The sequence below is a fragment of the Paenibacillus glycanilyticus genome (assembly GCF_051200795.1).
Classification (GTDB): domain Bacteria; phylum Bacillota; class Bacilli; order Paenibacillales; family Paenibacillaceae; genus Pristimantibacillus; species Pristimantibacillus glycanilyticus.
Window position 1 is genome coordinate 1,963,130 of sequence record NZ_CP195155.1, and the last position, 16,394, is coordinate 1,979,523.

The 16,394-nt window shown below is 51.1% G+C and carries 19 protein-coding genes; 10 read left to right on the plus strand and 9 right to left on the minus strand.

Annotated features, from left to right (window positions below; genetic code table 11):
- The first annotated feature begins 8 nt into the window (after positions 1–8).
- Together ACR9FF_RS08780 and ACR9FF_RS08785 are read left to right on the plus strand one after the other, a co-directional pair.
- Entirely contained in the window at positions 9–893 is an 885-nt protein-coding gene (locus ACR9FF_RS08780; protein ID WP_201004415.1) for a carbohydrate ABC transporter permease, read from the plus strand.
- A 50-nt stretch (positions 894–943) separates the two neighbouring features.
- Positions 944–2,575, plus strand: coding sequence for an extracellular solute-binding protein (locus ACR9FF_RS08785; RefSeq protein ID WP_435170391.1), 1,632 nt, complete (start codon positions 944–946; stop codon positions 2,573–2,575).
- A gap of 57 nt (positions 2,576–2,632) precedes the next feature.
- On the opposite strand, the gene ACR9FF_RS08790 is transcribed toward ACR9FF_RS08785, so the two are convergent.
- From ACR9FF_RS08790 to ACR9FF_RS08820, 7 genes are all read right to left on the minus strand, one after another.
- Positions 2,633–3,061, minus strand: coding sequence for an ATP-binding protein (locus ACR9FF_RS08790; protein WP_201004419.1), 429 nt, complete (start codon positions 3,059–3,061; stop codon positions 2,633–2,635).
- A 2-nt stretch (positions 3,062–3,063) separates the two neighbouring features.
- Positions 3,064–3,390, minus strand: coding sequence for an STAS domain-containing protein (locus ACR9FF_RS08795; protein WP_127495978.1), 327 nt, complete (start codon positions 3,388–3,390; stop codon positions 3,064–3,066).
- A gap of 38 nt (positions 3,391–3,428) precedes the next feature.
- Positions 3,429–3,974, minus strand: a complete 546-nt coding sequence (locus tag ACR9FF_RS08800; RefSeq protein ID WP_435170393.1) for a hypothetical protein — start codon at positions 3,972–3,974, stop codon at positions 3,429–3,431.
- A gap of 82 nt (positions 3,975–4,056) precedes the next feature.
- The gene (locus ACR9FF_RS08805) at positions 4,057–5,202 is read right to left on the minus strand and encodes a SpoIIE family protein phosphatase (protein ID WP_435170395.1); all 1,146 of its coding nucleotides are present in this window, start codon (positions 5,200–5,202) and stop codon (positions 4,057–4,059) included.
- A 97-nt stretch (positions 5,203–5,299) separates the two neighbouring features.
- Positions 5,300–5,701, minus strand: coding sequence for a general stress protein (locus ACR9FF_RS08810; RefSeq protein ID WP_248757175.1), 402 nt, complete (start codon positions 5,699–5,701; stop codon positions 5,300–5,302).
- 52 nt (positions 5,702–5,753) lie between these two features.
- Positions 5,754–5,915 carry a DUF1328 domain-containing protein gene (locus ACR9FF_RS08815; protein ID WP_127495974.1) on the minus strand — a complete coding sequence of 54 codons (162 nt, stop codon included), beginning with the start codon at positions 5,913–5,915 and terminating at the stop codon, positions 5,754–5,756.
- 201 nt (positions 5,916–6,116) lie between these two features.
- Positions 6,117–6,875, minus strand: a complete 759-nt coding sequence (locus ACR9FF_RS08820; RefSeq protein ID WP_435170398.1) for a glycerophosphodiester phosphodiesterase — start codon at positions 6,873–6,875, stop codon at positions 6,117–6,119.
- 271 nt (positions 6,876–7,146) lie between these two features.
- Here ACR9FF_RS08820 and ACR9FF_RS08825 point away from each other — a divergent pair, with 271 nt between their 5' ends.
- From ACR9FF_RS08825 to ACR9FF_RS08860, 8 genes are all read left to right on the plus strand, one after another.
- On the plus strand, positions 7,147–8,112 hold the full coding sequence (locus ACR9FF_RS08825) for a carbohydrate ABC transporter permease (RefSeq protein ID WP_435170400.1): 966 nt from the start codon (positions 7,147–7,149) through the stop codon (positions 8,110–8,112).
- Positions 8,109–8,948: a carbohydrate ABC transporter permease gene (locus tag ACR9FF_RS08830; protein WP_435170402.1), complete on the plus strand. Its 840-nt coding sequence runs from the start codon at positions 8,109–8,111 to the stop codon at positions 8,946–8,948. The genes ACR9FF_RS08825 and ACR9FF_RS08830 overlap by 4 nt, the downstream gene beginning before the upstream one ends.
- Before the next feature lie 71 nt (positions 8,949–9,019).
- On the plus strand, positions 9,020–10,429 hold the full coding sequence (locus ACR9FF_RS08835; protein ID WP_435170404.1) for an ABC transporter substrate-binding protein: 1,410 nt from the start codon (positions 9,020–9,022) through the stop codon (positions 10,427–10,429).
- A 156-nt stretch (positions 10,430–10,585) separates the two neighbouring features.
- Positions 10,586–11,440 (plus strand): alpha/beta fold hydrolase, encoded by an 855-nt coding sequence (locus ACR9FF_RS08840; protein WP_201004434.1) that lies wholly within the window; start codon positions 10,586–10,588, stop codon positions 11,438–11,440.
- Between the two features lie 144 nt (positions 11,441–11,584).
- Positions 11,585–11,992, plus strand: coding sequence for a VOC family protein (locus ACR9FF_RS08845; RefSeq protein ID WP_435170406.1), 408 nt, complete (start codon positions 11,585–11,587; stop codon positions 11,990–11,992).
- Positions 11,993–12,091: 99 nt separating this feature from the next.
- A complete protein-coding gene (locus tag ACR9FF_RS08850; protein ID WP_435170408.1) occupies positions 12,092–12,307 on the plus strand; it encodes a cysteine-rich CWC family protein in 216 nt (71 codons plus the stop codon).
- Positions 12,304–12,615 (plus strand): DUF1806 family protein, encoded by a 312-nt coding sequence (locus tag ACR9FF_RS08855; RefSeq protein ID WP_435170410.1) that lies wholly within the window; start codon positions 12,304–12,306, stop codon positions 12,613–12,615. Before ACR9FF_RS08850 ends, ACR9FF_RS08855 begins: the two co-directional genes overlap by 4 nt.
- On the plus strand, positions 12,612–13,310 hold the full coding sequence (locus ACR9FF_RS08860; protein ID WP_435170412.1) for a PIG-L family deacetylase: 699 nt from the start codon (positions 12,612–12,614) through the stop codon (positions 13,308–13,310). Before ACR9FF_RS08855 ends, ACR9FF_RS08860 begins: the two co-directional genes overlap by 4 nt.
- A 16-nt stretch (positions 13,311–13,326) precedes the next feature.
- On the opposite strand, the gene ACR9FF_RS08865 is transcribed toward ACR9FF_RS08860, so the two are convergent.
- Positions 13,327–14,484: an acyl-CoA dehydrogenase family protein gene (locus ACR9FF_RS08865; RefSeq protein WP_435170414.1), complete on the minus strand. Its 1,158-nt coding sequence runs from the start codon at positions 14,482–14,484 to the stop codon at positions 13,327–13,329.
- A gap of 99 nt (positions 14,485–14,583) precedes the next feature.
- Complete coding sequence (gene ade, locus ACR9FF_RS08870; protein ID WP_435170416.1) at positions 14,584–16,341, minus strand: adenine deaminase; 1,758 nt, start codon at positions 16,339–16,341, stop codon at positions 14,584–14,586.
- Positions 16,342–16,394 lie beyond the last annotated feature (53 nt).

Here is a 16,394-nt window from a genome sequence, read left to right on the forward strand (position 1 = left end):
GGGCAAAAATGAAGGCGCTTACAATTAACGACCGTCTATTTACGATCTTTATTTATAGCCTGATGGCGCTTATCACCATCAGTATTCTATACCCGCTTTATTTTATCGTGGTAGCTTCGTTTACGGATCCAAACATCGTAAATAAAGGCGGTATTCTGCTCTATCCTTCCAAGTTTTACTTTGACGGATATAACAAAATATTCGAATATAAACCGCTTTGGACCGGTTATGCCAACTCAATTCTATACACGGTATGCGGCACATTGGTTAACCTGGCCGTCACGATTCCGGCAGCCTATGCCCTTTCGCGCAGGGACCTTGCCGGCCGTACGCCTCTTATGATGCTTTTTGTCTTTACGATGTTTTTCAGCGGAGGATTAATCCCTAACTACCTGCTCATTTCCAAGCTTGGTTTGCTGGATTCCATGTGGGCTTTAATTTTGCCTACGGCGGCCTCGGTGTGGAATCTTATCATTACACGCACGTTTTTCCAGAGCTCTATTCCGGATGAAATGCATGAAGCGGCAGTCGTGGACGGCTGTACGGATTTCCGGTTCTTTTTCTCCATGGTCCTGCCGTTATCCAAGGTCATTATTGCGGTTATGGCGTTATTCTACGGAATCGCGCATTGGAATTCCTTCTTTGAACCTCTCATTTATCTCACCAGCGACAACAAGTTTCCTCTGCAGGTTATTTTGCGCAATCTGCTTATATCGAATGAAGTAAGCAACCAGATGGTACTCGATCCGATGTCTATGGCTGACCGGCAGAGAATCGCCGAGCAATTAAAGTATGGCGTAATTGTAGCTTCTTGCTTGCCTCTATTGATTGCATACCCGTTTATTCAGAAATATTTCACGCAAGGCGTAATGATCGGCTCGATTAAAGGATAGCAGCTTGTAAAAGGAATCAACCCGAATCCATGGGAAGGGAAGATCGATTAATGAGAAAAACATTGTTGCTGTTAGGTACGATTGCGTTGGCGGGAGGGGTACTGTCAGGCTGCAGCGGCAGTAAAGACAATCAACCGTCTGCTTCGGGCAGCGATGCAGGAAGCGGGAAGGCAACCGGCGGTACGATCAAAATCGTACGTGCCAAGGACCCCCGCAATCTGCCGGCTAAAGACATGATTTGGTACAAGAACTATACGAAGGTATCAGGCATCAACATTAATTGGGAAGAGATTCCCGGTGAGTCCGCTTCCGAAAAGGTTAATCTGATGCTGTCTACCAATAAGCTGCCCGACGCTTTTCTTGGCACGTTAAACACGAATATGGTTATGAAGTATTCCGCCCAAAATCTATTTCTCCCGCTGGAAGATTACATTCAAGATATGCCGAATTTCTCTAAAATGCTGGAGCAAAGACCGGAATATAAAGCGCAAATTACCGCTCCGGACGGTCATATTTACGGCTTGCCTTATATTGAGGAAATGTTTGGCCTCGTAGCGAACCAAGGGATTTTGCATATTTACAAGCCTTGGCTGGATAAGCTTGGTCTGCCGATGCCAACTACGATTGACGAGTACCGGGATACGCTTAAAAAATTCGTGACGATGGATCCGAACGGAAACGGCAAAGCGGATGAAATTGGTCTGGCCTTGGCGAATAAGGATGCCCATTCGGGGATTGGCAGCTTCGGCCGGAACGCTAACGATTTTGGACAATGGTTTGGCTTATGGGGGCAGGCAGACCGAAGCGATAGTCTAAGCGTGGATGCAAACGGCAAAGTGTTCAGTACGGCAACAACCGATGCCTATAAGACCGGCGTTGAATATTTGCATCAAATGTATATGGATGGATTAATCGATCCGGAGTTCCTTATTACGGACGGCCCCAAAATGCAGGCGAAGCTGACGAATCCGGACGTTATTGTCGGTTCGCTTATGACCTTCTCGATCAGCGACGTAGTGGGGGCGGACCGGGCTAAAGATTACGTGGCGGTTCCGTATCTGAAAGGGCCGGGCGGGGAAATGGGCACTCGCGAGAATTACTCGGAAATGCATAATCCCGTAGCGCTTGTATTGACGAAGGATGCGAAGGATCCGAAAACCATATTGAAATGGGCAGACGGTTTATACGATCCATCGTGGTCCGTACAAACCAACTGGGGACCGCTTGGCTATCAATATAAGCTGAACGATAAGGGCGTTATGGTATTTGATACGCTTAAGGATGGATTGGAAACCTACAGCGAAATGCGGGGCCGCAATACAATCGGGGGCAATTCGCCTGTTGCGGTTTTGAAGGATTATTACGACAAGGTGGTTGAATACCCGCAGGATGCTCAAAGGCTTCTGAATGATATGAAGGCGATTGGATTCGTAGACAAACACCTGAATGATCCTTATATTCCGAACACTTTGTTCTATGACCCTGCAACGTCAGACCGCATGGCTATACTTGCCGCCCAAGTATACGGTGTTATAGATAATAACCGACGCAAGTGGATTACCGACGGAGGCGTCGACAAGGATTGGGATAATTACTTGAAGGAGCTGGACAAAGCGGGATGGAATGAATTTATAGGTTATGTCCAGAAGGCTTACTCCACCTATATGAGCAACGTGAAGTGAAAGTATTAAATTCCATTGAGGTAAATACAAAGACCGGCGAACATTCGCCGGTCTTTGTTATTCACTGACGTATTTGGTTAGAATCACTTCGGTGCAGCTGTCAGTTGACTGCACGGATACTTCATCCATGAGAGCCTCCATCAAATAAATGCCGAGGCCTCCGACCGGCAGCTCGCTGATTTCGATCCCCTGCAGGGGAGGGCTGCCAGTTCCAGTTTCGGTTTCGGAATGCTCGAATGGAGGGCCCTCATTTTTGACAGTAATCGTGATCCCTGCTTCCGAGGGCTGAAAGGTAACGTCAATCAGGCTGCCGCCTTCCTTCTCGGAGCCTCCATGCAGCACGGCATTCGTGCAAGCTTCGGATACCGCGACCTTCATATCTTCGATGTCTTCGTAGGAGAAATTCAGCTTGGACGCAATACCGTAAAGGCACACTCTAACGATATCGATATAATCGGCATGGGAAGGGATTTGTAATCTTATCATGATTATCCCTGTGTCCCTTCCGATAAATAACCGGATATGCCCGTCAAATCAAACAAACGTTGAATGGACGGGGGAATATCTTTGACCGAGAATGGCGCATTAATGCCGTCACGGTATTTGAGCACGGATACGATAATGCCGATGCCCGTGCTGTCGATGTATTTCAAATCGCGAAGATTAAGCACGAGACCGCGGTCCGTCCGCTCCATCAGCGGCTCCAACGCGGCTCTAAGCTGAGTAACGACCGATAGGTCGAGCTCTCCGCCAAGCGATAAAATATAGCTGTCGTTTGTTTCCTTTTGCTCAATCTGGAATTGCTGAGACTTCATTTCATCCACTCCGATCCTTATATTAAGATAGTCCTCCGTTAGACGGAGGAGATATGGTAATAAGCGATAGATTCAAGAGTTCCGGTATCGTAGTTGATAAACAGCTTCAGGACATTCTCCCGGCGTTCGTATACAATACCGTCCTCTGCCTTATAATCAGGTTCGCCGAGCGCGTCGACTAACGCTTCGATCGAGACAGGGATTTCTTCGTCATCGATCCAGATGGTGCTTGCGCTGCCGCTTACCTTGATTTCATCCATGATGCCGTCACGGAATACGATGTCCATATTGGGATATTCGTAGGTTTCCATCTCCGTTAACCATTCATCTTGGTTGATTTGGTTCGGTTCGCCGAGCATGCGTTCGACGGTTATTTTATCATCGTAAAGAGAAAGCCCGTTGACGGATTGCAGCCGGAAGTCGGATACCGTATAGTCCGCATGCGAGACGGTCGCCCATTCGGAAGCTGCTCCCGTGGTCGTTGCCTGCGGCTCTTGCACGGGATGGGGAAGAGACATGTAAGCAAGCGGCACGACGCCGATAATTCCTCCTGCAAGGTAACATGCTATAAATGCATTCTTCATAAGTTATCCCTCCAGCCGTTGTCATTTGCTTTACTATCAAATACCCGGGCAGTGGGCAGTTGAAACAGGCTGGAGTAAAAAATTATTTCGTATACAAGGTTACAAGACAAATATCGTCCTTCTGCACGGTGCCGCTATCCTGCGGGATCATGGCGGCTACAAGCTCCGATGGATCTAATTGATCATTATTTCCCATCCAATCGATTAACGTTTCGTTGGAGGGCTCCTCACCGGTTAACGCTGCAATACCGTCGGTTAATCCGTCCGTATACAAGACGATTCTTGCATCCCGCTCATATTGAAGACTGCCTTTGCTTACCTTCAGCTTATTAAATAAACCGATAGCGCTGCAGCAAGGCTCAAGCAAGGCGGGCTGGCCGTCCAGGAAGGCGATTCCCGGGGGATGGCCTGCATTAACGTATTCAATCGTTTTGTTCTCCACGTCAAGCACCAAATAAATGGCGGTAAAATAGTAGTTCATCAGTTCATCCTTGATATGCAGCTGATTCATGTAACGGTTAAGCTCATGCATCACTTGTTCCATATCGTTTATGCGCGTTATCGTATCCCGAAGCACGGACGAAATGTACATGCAGACAAGGGAAGAGGAGATGCCGTGGCCCATCATATCCAGAAGGATTACGCCGTATCGGTTCTTGTCGATCCGATACCAATTATAGAAATCCCCCGCCAGCTCCGAAGAAGGCTGGTAGACGGCGTTAATCCGCATATTCTCATCGTCAATCTCCGTGCTGAGCACGCTGAGCTGCACCTGCTTGGCCAGCTCCAGATTATATCTCATATTTTTGTCGCGTTCTTTGTGCCGGTCGATTTCCTGCTTCAGCCGCATCGCCGAGCGGATGCGGGCAAGCAGTTCCATGCGGTTGATCGGCTTCATGACGTAATCGCAGGCTCCGGCATCGAGTGCTTCGGCCATTTTGTTCGAATCGCCAACCGCGGTTACGAATATGATGGGGATGTCTTTGTAACGGCAGTCCCGCAATACCGTGCGGCATGCTTCGATTCCGTCGATGTCCGGCATCATCATATCCATCAGAATGAGCTCGACATCCAGGTCTGCTGAGGTAGCGGAGCCTCCTGTGCCAAGCATATCGTAAAGCTCATGGGCTGACGAGGCCGTTAATAGATTCCGATAACCGGCCTTATTCAGGATGGTCTGTATGATAAGCTGGTTGGTCGCGTTATCGTCAACAATGATAATACTCATCCGGGAGCACTCCTTTCTTTGCTTCTATTCTTTTAACACTATACCATAGATCAAAGACCTACCCGTAGGAGTAGGCCTTTGATTTTGGATTGCTCGGTTATAAACGGTATTCCGGATAGTAGTAGACGGAGGAGTCGTATTCGTCATCCTTATACTCTTTGCCGCCCCAAGCGATAACCAGAATTTTATCCCTGTCCATCTCTTTTTCCAGATGCTCCGCGTATTGCTTCGAGATCCCAAGCGATCTCATCTTGGCGCGAAGCTCATTGCCGGTGGAGCGGAAAATGTTGGCGATAGCCGTTCCGACGCCCTCCGCCGCTACGGTGATTTGCTCGGCGTTGGTATTTTTGGCAATGCGTTCCGTACGGTCTTTATCGTGAGTCAGTACAAAGATATTCTCTCTCGCATAGCCGTCACGTTCGAAGCGGTGAACCTGCTCCTGTACTTCCAGCATGTTGTTGACCGTGTGTACTCTTGTCGTCATGGTTTGAGTTGTCATTGTAATTCCTCCTCGATTTTAATGAAATTGGTGGTGTTACGATGCTTGCGGGTTATGCTCGTCTTCGTCCCAGTATCAGAGAAGCGATAAAGAGGACGATAAAGACCACGAATAGAATTTTCGCAATACCCGCAAGCGCGGAGGCGATGCCCAGAAATCCGAACAGGCCAGCGACGACTGCGAAGATAAAGAAGAGTAGAGCCCATCCTAACATATGAATCACCTTTCTTTCGATTGGATACTTGCTTGTTTTGTCTGTCTTGCTTGTCTTGCTTGATAGGTATTTAACCATGATAGCGGAAGGTGAAACATCTTCTTTCGCAAAAAGTCGGTCAAGTATTTTACTTCATTAATAGTCAAATAAAAAACAGCCTGCAGGGGATTATCCCTGCGGGCTGTTTGACATGCCAGGCGATTAAATTCGGTTAAGATGCTCGTTCAAGAGACCCGGAAAATCGGTGATAATGCCCGTTACGCCGATGGAAATCAGCTTGTCCCATTCGGCGGGATGATTGGCCGTGTAAGGATAGATCTGAAGTCCGGCCGCGAGGGCGTCCTCGGTATCCCGGGCTCCGATATGGCCATGATGGGGATGAAGAGACCATACCTCCGTCTCCAGCAGCGCCGCGTACGTAGCATGATGAATGAGGTCGGCGGCATAGAGCAGTCCGATACGGAGCTCCGGCTCTGCCTGCTTCAGCCTTAGAAGCAGCTTATGATCGAACGAAGAGACAACGGTGCGCTCCAGGCGGCCTTCGCCGCGGAGATAATCCAGCAGTACCTGGTCGAGAAGGGAGCCTGCGGAATCCTTGACTTCGACATTGATTTCGATCTGTTCGGGCAGCAAATCGTATACTTCCTCCAGGAACGGAACTTTCTCGCCGGCAAAAGAAGGCGAGAACCAGCTTCCCGCATCCGCCTTACGGATGACTTCCGAATGCAGCAAGCGGATCGCTCCGGAGCTATCCGTAGTCCGGTCCAGCGTATCGTCATGGCAGACAATAAGCTTGCCGTCCTCCGACAAGTGAATATCCAGCTCTACCATATGGCTGCCTTGCTCGGCCGCAAGCCTGAAGCTTGCTAGCGTATTCTCGGGTGCTTCTCCGGCTGCGCCTCTATGTCCAATGACAATGGGGCTGCTTGCATGAATATTTGGCTCGATTTCCCTCGACATTCTTAAGATCCCTCCCAGTCTGGCTCCAACGACATCCAATGGATTACCCTATCGCTTGCCTTCATTATAGGTTGGGACGGTTAACCTGTCCCTCATTGATTATAAATCTAAAGAAAATCTTTAGAAAGACAGGTTTATTTTCAAGTAAGCGTTATCACATTTCCTAATCTTAATAAAACGCTGACATAGGAGTTACAAATGGCGGTTATTCTTGGACTTGCCAAGCCATATCAGGTTCAGCAATTTCTTGAAAGGGCGGTTGTAGCCACATATGAATTCGTCACTCTATTCAGACAAATCCAAGCCGGTCTTGTCTCCGGCATCCGCGGCAGCGCCTGGCAGCCGGATCAACGCGGGCATGCTGAGAAGAATACGGGAGCATCTCCTCGGGTACCTGTTTTTGGCGCCAAGCGTGGCTATATTCATCCTGTTCTTCTTCTATCCGATGGCTCGCTCCGTTTATCTGAGTTTTCAACTTACCGACCCCCGCGGCAGGGTGGCCGCCTATGCCGGATGGGACAATTATTCGCGCATGATGGAATCATCCGCCTTCTGGAACAGCCTCTGGATCACGGTGAAATTCACTCTGATGACAGTGCCAGCCGGTCTTATCCTCGGCCTGCTATGCGCCAGCCTTGTTCACTCCGCAGGCAAAGGGAGCAAGCTGTTCCGCTTTATTTTCTCGCTTCCGCTGGCGCTCTCCGTCGGTACGGCATCCATTCTGTGGATGATTCTGTACCACCCGTCGCTAGGCATGCTCAACTATTTGCTTGGGCAGATCGGCTTCGGACAAGTCCAATGGCTGACCGATCCGGGTGCGGCGCTTGATTCCGTCTCTCTTATGACGGTATGGATGAACTCCGGATTTCCGTTCGTCCTGCTTCTGGCAGCTATTCAGGGGCTGGATAACGATATCATGGACAGCTCGCGAATCGACGGCGCATCCATGTGGAGAACGTTTTTCTCGATCAAGCTTCCGCTGCTGTCGCCAACTCTTTTCTTCCTAGCGGTTGTGTCGATCATGAGCGCCTTCCAATCATTCGGACAAATCAATATTTTGACCAGGGGAGGACCGGCGGGTTCAACCGATGTGCTGGTGTACTCCATCTACCGTGAAGCCTTTATCAACTATCAGTTCGGCACCGGCAGCGCGCTGGCGATCGTCCTGTTTATTCTGATGCTTCTGCTGACGGCCGTACAATTTCTAGTCCTCGGAAAGAAGGTGCATTACCAGTGAAGGCTTTCGGTCATCCGCGCAGTCCATACCGCTTATTCAGCCTTTACGGCCTGCTCGTCCTGCTGTCGCTGTTAGTGCTGGCACCGCTGCTTTACTTGCTTGCCCAAATCTTCATGACGCCGGACGAAGCAAGCCAATTTCCGCCCAAGCTTCTTCCTTCGGGTCTTCACACGGGGGAGCTGAAGAACGCCATCGATACCGTGCCGATATTCGGCTTTATTCTCAACAGCTTTGTTCTGGCGGTCTCAATTATGGTTCTTCAGGTGCTGACGGCGGCGCTGGCCGCTTACGCATTTGTGTATATCCGGTTCGCCGGCAGCCGGTTCTGGTTCGCTTTATTTATCAGCACCATGATGATTCCATGGGAAGTTACGATTATTCCCAATTATTTGACCGTCAAAAGCTGGGGATGGCTCGATTCGTTTCAAGGGCTTATCGTACCGTTTGCCGCTTCGGCGTTTGGCGTGTTCCTGCTTCGCCAGTTCTTCATGCAGCTGCCGCGCGAGCTTTTTGAAGCGGCACGCATCGACGGCTGCGGGCATTTCCGCCATTTCACGTCTATCGTGCTTCCCTTATCCGGCCCGGCTGCCGCATCGCTTGCGGTGTATGTATTCCTGAACGGATGGAATCAATACTTGTGGCCGCTGCTCGTTACAAGCAGCGACGCCATGCGAACGGTACAGATCGGAATCGCGATGCTCCAGTTCGAGGAGCTGACAAGCTGGAATCTGGTGCTGTGCGGAGTCGCGCTTGTGTTGGTTCCGTCGTTTGTCCTGCTGGCACTCGGCCTGAAGCCGCTTGTGCGGGGAATTACGGCCGGCGCGATGAAGGGTTGATCTTACCCGGGTACTTGTCCAATCGGACTTGCCATATAGAAAACATTATTTCAAGGGAGAGAAAAGAAACCATGGTTAAACGCAATTGGAAAATGGTATTGCCTGTGGCGGCTATGCTCGTGCTGCCTTTATCAGCCTGCGCATCGAATCCGAATAACGGAGGTAACGAACCGTCGCCTACCGTCTCGGCTTCCAATACGGAGACCAGCGCCAATGCGGGCGCAGCATCCACCGAACCGGCCAAAGAGCCTGTCAAAGTAGTCTGGTGGCATTCCATGAGCGGCGAGCTCGGCACAGCCGTGGACAAGCTGGTCAGCGATTTCAACGCTTCGCATCCCGATATTAAGGTAGAAGGCGTTTTCCAGGGTACCTACGACGAGAGCTTGAACAAGCTGAAGGCTTCCATGGATTCGAAGTCGGGTCCTTCCTTAATCCAGGTGTACGAGATCGGTTCGAAATTCATGATCGATTCCGGCGCCGTTACGCCGGTGCAGCAGTTCATTGACGAAGAGAAGTACGACTTGTCATCGTTGGAGCCGAATATTGCTAAATACTATACGTTTGACGGCAAGCAGTACTCCATGCCCTTCAACACCTCCAATCCGATTCTTTACTATAACAAGGACCTGTTCGAAAAAGCCGGTCTTGATCCAAACAAGCCGCCTGCGACATACGAAGAAGTAGCAGCCGACGCTAAAAAATTGACCGGGAACGGCGTGACGGGAGCATCCTTCGCCATCTACGGCTGGTTTATGGAGCAGCTTCTGGCTAATCAAGGCAAGGACCTTATCAATAACGGGAACGGCCGCGAGAGCGCCGCTACGGAATCGCTCGTAAATCAGGAAGCAGCCGTAAATACGCTCACTTGGTGGAAAGGCATGGTCGACAATAAATCGGTTCTGAATCTTGGACGCAAAACGGATGACACGAAAAAAGCGTTCCTGGCCGGCCAAATCGCCATGACGCTGGACTCGACGGCTTCGCTGCGCGGCATTGTTGACGGCGCGGCGGGCAAGTTCGAAGTAGGCACGGCTTTCCTGCCTAAGCCAAACGCTTCCTCCGAAGGCGGCGTTGTCATCGGCGGCGCGAGCAACTGGATTCTGAACAACAAGCCGGCGGAAGAGCAGAAGGCCGCTTGGGAATTCATGAAATACCTGGCTGAGCCGGCCGTGCAAGCGGAATGGCATATCAATACCGGTTATTTCCCGATTACGACAAAGGCTTACGACGAGCAGATTGTAAAGGATAACCTGGCGAAATATCCGCAGTTCCAGACCGCTGTTGACCAGCTTCATGCCTCCAAGCCAAGCACGGCAAGCCAAGGCGCCGTAATGGGCGTGTTCCCTGACGCTCGTCAGACGGTGGAAGGCGCGATTGAAGAAGTGTTCACGGGCAAGAAGGACGTTAAGGCTGCGCTTGACGGCGCAGCAAAACAAATTACGGAGAAAATCGATATCTACAATAAAACGGTATCGAAGTAATGCAGCGAAGAACAGCTCTGGAGCTAAGCGCTCCAGGGCTGTTTTTTTGTTTTGAGCAAATAAATTCAGAATTGTCTGATAATAATGTTTCAACCCATCGTTAGCTGGTTAAGTAATGACATGATAGCATTTCAAATCGAAAAGGATGTGGGATCGATGGATAAGCATAAGGTAAATGTCAATGGCATCGATATGGTATACGAAGAATGTGGACAGGAAAACGAAAAAGCGATTATTCTGCTTCACGGTTTTTGCGGATCGTCCCATTATTGGCATAATGTTTGTCCGCTGCTGACCGATCACTACCGTGTAATTATGCCGCAGCTGAGGGGCCATGGCGAGACATCGGCACCAGACAATGTGTATACGATGGAAGTAATGGCCGATGATATAAATGCATTGATCGAAAAGCTTGGAATCGAGAAAACCGTTGTATTCGGCCATTCTCTAGGCGGCTATGTAACGCTCGCCATTGCGGATAAATACCCTGACAAGCTGGCCGGTTTCGGACTGATTCATTCCACCGCCCTGCCGGACACGGAAGAAGTGAAGAGGAAAAGGTACCAGGATATCTCCTTCATCCAGAAGGAAGGGATCGAGCCTTACGTACACGAGCTGATTCCGAAGCTGTTCAAGGAATCCAAGAGGCAAGATATGCCTGATGAGGTGGAAAAGGTTAAAGAGGCCGGACTCAACATGTCTGCAAAGGGAGCTATTCATACGCTTGAAGGCATGATGATGAGGCCGGACCGAAGCGCGATGCTGCATGAAGCCAAGTACCCGATTCTGCTTGTCGCCGGCGCGGAGGATGAGGTTGTATCCCCGGACGATACCTTCTCCGTCAATGAAAAAGAGACGCCGAAGACAACCTATGAATATCCGCATATTCAGGAAAATACGTTCGAAGGCGTCGCGCATATGAGTCTGGTCGAAGCTCCCGAGCAGCTGGCCAGGGTTATCGCCAACTATCTTAGAACGCTGAGCGAGAAGGAGCCCGTGAGGGCGTTGTAAAAACGAATAGGACTGCTCAAAACCGTGCAGGCTTAGCGCCTGCACGGTTTTTCCTGTTTTTTAGTAAACCTGCTCGAAAAACAATGAGTTGTGGGTTAGAATAAGTGGGCAAGATCATTATCGACAAAGGAAGTGCATAGTCAGATGGCAAAGCTCACACCGTATTTTTACTCCGAGGACGCGAAAACGCAAGCCGGATTTTACGTGCAGGCTCTTGGCGGTAAAATCATCGATCAAATGACGTATGGGCAAGCTCCGGGTACGGACGAATCGATGAAGGACAAAATCATACATATGGTTTTTCAAGCCGCAGATGTTACCTTCTACATTGCCGATACGATGCACGAGCCTCCGGGACGCAGTACGAGCTTTGATCTGAACCTCGAATTCAAGACGGACGAGGAAGCTCAGCAAGCCTTCGCCAACCTGTCGGAAGGCGGACGGGTGATCATGCCGCTGGAGAAGCAGTTCTGGGGTACGCTGTTTGGCCGGGTAGAAGACAAATTCGGCATCAAATGGCAGATCAGCACGGAGCCGAAGCCGCAAGGCTAATGATGGGAATCCTGACTATCCGCAGCTCCAGCTTGGGAGGAACGCTCGGATAGTCTTTTTACGATAGAGGTTTTCTCATAAGGAGAGGGAAACAAAGCGATGGCAAACGAATGTCCGATCTGCAAGGGGAACAATCAATGCGGCAATCTGCAAGGACTGCCGGCCGGGGAATGCTGGTGCAGCAAAGAGGTTTTTCCGCAAAAGGTGTTTGAACAGATTCCGTCTGAATTAATGGGAAAAGCCTGCGTATGCCAAGCATGTCTGGAAAGGCTGAAGCGGGAATCGAAGGAAGAGTCCGGGGAGATGCAATCATGAATCCGATAAATCCATTAGAAGTAGAGGATTTGCTGCGAACGTTTACTGGGGAAGAGATTTACGTCCATAGCGAAGCAACATCCTACGTTTTTGTGCGGAACTTCAAGATGAAGCTTACGCAGGCTTTTACAGCCGGGGAGGGGCCGTTCCGGATCGCTTTGCGATTCGATGAAATTGGCTGGCTGCGAATGGAAGCGCTCACGCATTACGAGCTTGATGCGGAAGGACGCTTGCTGCTGACCGGCTACGATGACAGAGGACGAATGAATGTTGCGCTGCACCTCGGAAAGGAGCCGTTTGCGGAATGAGTACAGAACCAAGAAAGCTGCTCGCCGTATTTGCCCATCCGGATGACGAGTCTTTTATTTGCGGCGGTACGTTAGCGAAGTATGCCGACAGCGGCGTGGAGATTACGCTGGTCAGCGCAACAAGAGGCGAGATGGGCAGGCGAATGGGCAATCCGCCGTATTTGAACCGCGAGACGATGGCCGCGGCCCGCGAGCAGGAGCTTCGGGAAGCGTGCGAATGCCTCGGGGTCAAGCATCTGCATTTCTTCGATATTCGCGATAAAACGGTGGAGTTCGCGGATCCGGATCAATTGGCGGACCGCATAGCCGGATTCATACGGGAAATTAATCCCGATGCCATTCTTACTTTTCATGAGAAATGGGGCGGGCATCCGGATCATTGCGCAATTGGCAAAGCTACGATTGAAGCGCTTGCCCGCACGGGACTTGCGATAGCCTTGTATTTCATTTCGTTCGGTGATTCGCTGGCCTATCCCGAGGCTTATGGTTACACGCAGGAGGAGATTGCCCGGATTGACGTAAGCCGCTATAAAAAAGCGAAGCTTGCGGCGTTCCGAGCACACCGCTGCCAGACGGAAATCGATGAGTGGGTATGGCTGCCTGACCGTCAGGCCATGGGCCGTTTCGGGGATCATGAATATTTCATCAAAGGAAACAAAGAGGCGCTCAAACTCGGCAAAGCCGATTTGTTCTAGCGCCTCTTGGGGAATCTTATTCGAATTCGCTTAAAGCTGTCGCCGCCAGATTTTGAATGACGACATTGTCCATCGGCGGATTATGCAGTCCGGCCCGGACATCCCTGTAATAACGCTCGAGCGGCTGCTGACGGGATAAGCTGGTGCCGCCGACGATCCGCATGGCCAGATCAACAATCTTGATGGCATTATTGGTAGCCGCGTATTTCGCGAGACCCAGGTCAGCTTTCAAAGCTGGCCTGTTTTCCGTTTCCCGGTCCCAGCGTTCCGCGATCGAATAGAGCATCGTATGGGCGGTGCGAAGCTCAAGCTCCATCTGGCCAATCGTATGCTGGACGGAAGGAATAGACGAGATCGGCTTATCCATCTGGCCGGGCTTATAGGAGTTAGCGAACGACAGGGCATAATCTCTCGCAGCTAGCGCGATGCCAAGATAGCAGGCCGGAATATGCAGCAGCCAGCCGCCTCCGTCATCCTTCCCTTTCCCGGTAAGCCGGTGATCGGCGGGAACAAAGACTTGATCCAGCACAACATCGTGGCTTCCGGTCGCGCGCATGCCAAGCGTATCCCACGTTTCGATGATGGAGACCTGCTCGTCCCGGCTCACCATGAAATCGCTAACGCTGTCCTCGTCCGGAATATAAGCGGTTACGACAAACCGGTCGAGGATGGAGGACAACGTACTAAAGGTTTTGCGCCCGGATATAAGCCATCCTCCCGGGACGGCGGTTGCGGTTGTTTCGGGCCTGCCGCCCCGGCTGGGACTGCCGGAAGCTGCTTCGCTGGCGAAGGTGTTGATCATCGCTCCGTCTTTGACAACGGCCGTGCATAGATCTGCGAAGACAGGCTCCTGCCATTTTCGTGAAGTGCGCAGATGCAGCATTTGTCCCATATGCCAGCCAACCGCAAGTGCGGTAGAACCGTCGCCGTAAGCCAGCCTTTCCTGCAGCATCACCATCTCATAGAGGGAGATTTCTTCTCCGCCGTATACTTTGGGAACCGTAAGCTTCAAATATCCCGCCTCGCGCAAGTCCGCAAAATTATCAAACGGAAACGAACCTTCACGGTCGTGCCGGGATGCTCTTTCCGCGAAAGCAGCCGCCAATTTATCTACTTGCCATACCCGGGCTTGTTCCTCTTCATTCCGGATATATTGATCTACCCAACGAGTCATCTATTTTCGCTCCTCTTATAATGAAAATTCACAAATAAGGGCTGTGCTGCAGGCTGTATGCCTTACCTTATTATAGCAAGCAGAGGAGACGTGTCGCTATCAGGCTTGAACTCCGATATGACGGTTTGACGCGAATTCGAACAAGCCCTTGTCCGTTATCTTGAGCTCGGGGATGACCGGGAGTGCCAGGAAGGATAACGTCAGGAACGGGTTGAAGGCATCCGGTGCGCCAATCGTGCGAAGCGCCGCATAGAGGCCAAGCATTTGTTGATTCACTTCGCTATAGCCTTGTTCGGACAGCAGGCCTCCGACTGGCAGGGATAAGGAAGCAAGAACTTCACCGTCCGCGACAACCGCGAGCCCGCCGTTCAACGCAGCCACATGACCGATAGCAAGCAGCATGTCTTCATCGGTTACGCCTGCGCATATGATATTGTGCGAATCATGGGCTACCGACGATACGATCGCGCCTTTGCGGAGGCCAAAGCCCTTTACAACCGCAAGGCTGATATTGCCGGTCCGGTGATGACGTTCAACGACGGCGAGCTTAAGCTGGTCGCGTTCGGTTGAAGGAAGGAACTTCAGCTGCCCATCCCTTGCTACCTGTTCCTTCAAATGCCGGGTCACAAGAGAGTTCGGAATAATCCCGATAACATGGCAGGTATCGGACGCGAGCGGAAGCTCAAGAGCATCCGGCCGAAGTGGCTTCATTCCCGCTTTTATATCGGATGAATGCATCGGTTCCAGGGAAGCTTGCGCAGCGCTTGAGGAAAAGGCCTCCTCCTGAAGAGTTTCGTTGCGAAATACGCATACGCCTTCCTTAAATACCTGGCTGATCGCCAGCTTCTCCAGATCATCAACGATCACAAGATCGGCTTTATAGCCGGGAGCAATGGCGCCTTGCCGGCGCAGACCAAAGCATTCCGCGGCATTTAGGGTCGCCATCTGAATGGCGGTAACCGGATCAAGCCCTTTGCTCACGGCCAGACGGATGCTGTAGTCGACGCTTCCTTCCTCCAGCAGGTCGTCAATGAGTTTATCATCCGTTACGAACAGACATCTCCGGCTGTTCCCGGTGTTAACGGCAGGAAGGAGCGCCTCCAGGTCCTTGGCCACGGTACCTTCGCGGATCATCAGATACATGCCCAGCTCGAGCCGGTGCCTTGCTTCTTCCGCGTCAATCGCTTCATGATCCGTGCGGATGCCCGCGGCCATATAGAGATTGAGCTGTTCCCGGTCAATGCCGGCGGCGTGACCGTCGATATGCGCATGAAGCTCGTTCGCGTCAGCCAATTTGCTGATCATGCCGGGACTGCCGGCTGCAAGTGCGGGAAAGTCCATCACTTCAGCCAGGCCAAGTACTTTCGGGTGCGCGTAGAACGGGCGAAGATCTTCCGCTTCTAAGGCTGCGCCGCTTGTCTCGAACGGGGTAGAGGGTACGCAGGACGGAAGATTGACGTAAATGTCGAGGGGAAGTCCTGCGGATTGGTCAAGCATGTATTGTATCCCTTTGCTGCCCATCACGTTAGCCATTTCATGCGGGTCGGTCACAACGGCCGTAACTCCATGCTGCAGAACAACCTTCGCGAATTCGCGCGGCGTCAGCATCGAACTCTCGATATGCACATGCCCGTCAATTAAGCCGGGAATAATCCATTGTCCTGCCGCGTCAATGACTTCCGAGCCTTCCGTGTACCGGCCGATTCCCGCGATCACTCCGTCCGCGATTGCGATATCGCCGGACATTATGCTGCCTGTAAACACGTTTACGATTTTTCCGTTTCGTATAATAAGATCTGCCGCAGCGCGTTTGGCTGCTACGTCGATTCGTTTCGTGAGTTTGTCTTTTGTATGCATGACAGCTATTCTCTCCTTTTTTATACTAAAATAAAAAAACTCCCGATTACCGC

Excerpts from the sequence above, each read along its gene's own strand:
- ACR9FF_RS08840 (WP_201004434.1), top strand. The coding sequence starts at position 10,586 with ATGGATAAGCATAAGGTAAATGTCAATGGCATCGATATGGTATACGAA.
- ACR9FF_RS08850 (WP_435170408.1), top strand. The coding sequence starts at position 12,092 with ATGGCAAACGAATGTCCGATCTGCAAGGGGAACAATCAATGCGGCAAT.
- ACR9FF_RS08805 (WP_435170395.1), bottom strand. The coding sequence starts at position 5,202 with ATGAGTATTATCATTGTTGACGATAACGCGACCAACCAGCTTATCATA.
- ACR9FF_RS08835 (WP_435170404.1), top strand. The coding sequence starts at position 9,020 with ATGGTTAAACGCAATTGGAAAATGGTATTGCCTGTGGCGGCTATGCTC.
- ACR9FF_RS08780 (WP_201004415.1), top strand. The coding sequence starts at position 9 with ATGAAGGCGCTTACAATTAACGACCGTCTATTTACGATCTTTATTTAT.
- ACR9FF_RS08845 (WP_435170406.1), top strand. The coding sequence starts at position 11,585 with ATGGCAAAGCTCACACCGTATTTTTACTCCGAGGACGCGAAAACGCAA.
- ACR9FF_RS08825 (WP_435170400.1), top strand. The coding sequence starts at position 7,147 with ATGAATTCGTCACTCTATTCAGACAAATCCAAGCCGGTCTTGTCTCCG.
- ACR9FF_RS08785 (WP_435170391.1), top strand. The coding sequence starts at position 944 with ATGAGAAAAACATTGTTGCTGTTAGGTACGATTGCGTTGGCGGGAGGG.
- ade (WP_435170416.1), bottom strand. The coding sequence starts at position 16,341 with ATGCATACAAAAGACAAACTCACGAAACGAATCGACGTAGCAGCCAAA.
- ACR9FF_RS08800 (WP_435170393.1), bottom strand. The coding sequence starts at position 3,974 with ATGAAGAATGCATTTATAGCATGTTACCTTGCAGGAGGAATTATCGGC.
- ACR9FF_RS08815 (WP_127495974.1), bottom strand. The coding sequence starts at position 5,915 with ATGTTAGGATGGGCTCTACTCTTCTTTATCTTCGCAGTCGTCGCTGGC.
- ACR9FF_RS08860 (WP_435170412.1), top strand. The coding sequence starts at position 12,612 with ATGAGTACAGAACCAAGAAAGCTGCTCGCCGTATTTGCCCATCCGGAT.
- ACR9FF_RS08865 (WP_435170414.1), bottom strand. The coding sequence starts at position 14,484 with ATGACTCGTTGGGTAGATCAATATATCCGGAATGAAGAGGAACAAGCC.
- ACR9FF_RS08795 (WP_127495978.1), bottom strand. The coding sequence starts at position 3,390 with ATGAAGTCTCAGCAATTCCAGATTGAGCAAAAGGAAACAAACGACAGC.
- ACR9FF_RS08855 (WP_435170410.1), top strand. The coding sequence starts at position 12,304 with ATGAATCCGATAAATCCATTAGAAGTAGAGGATTTGCTGCGAACGTTT.
- ACR9FF_RS08790 (WP_201004419.1), bottom strand. The coding sequence starts at position 3,061 with ATGATAAGATTACAAATCCCTTCCCATGCCGATTATATCGATATCGTT.
- ACR9FF_RS08820 (WP_435170398.1), bottom strand. The coding sequence starts at position 6,875 with ATGTCGAGGGAAATCGAGCCAAATATTCATGCAAGCAGCCCCATTGTC.
- ACR9FF_RS08810 (WP_248757175.1), bottom strand. The coding sequence starts at position 5,701 with ATGACAACTCAAACCATGACGACAAGAGTACACACGGTCAACAACATG.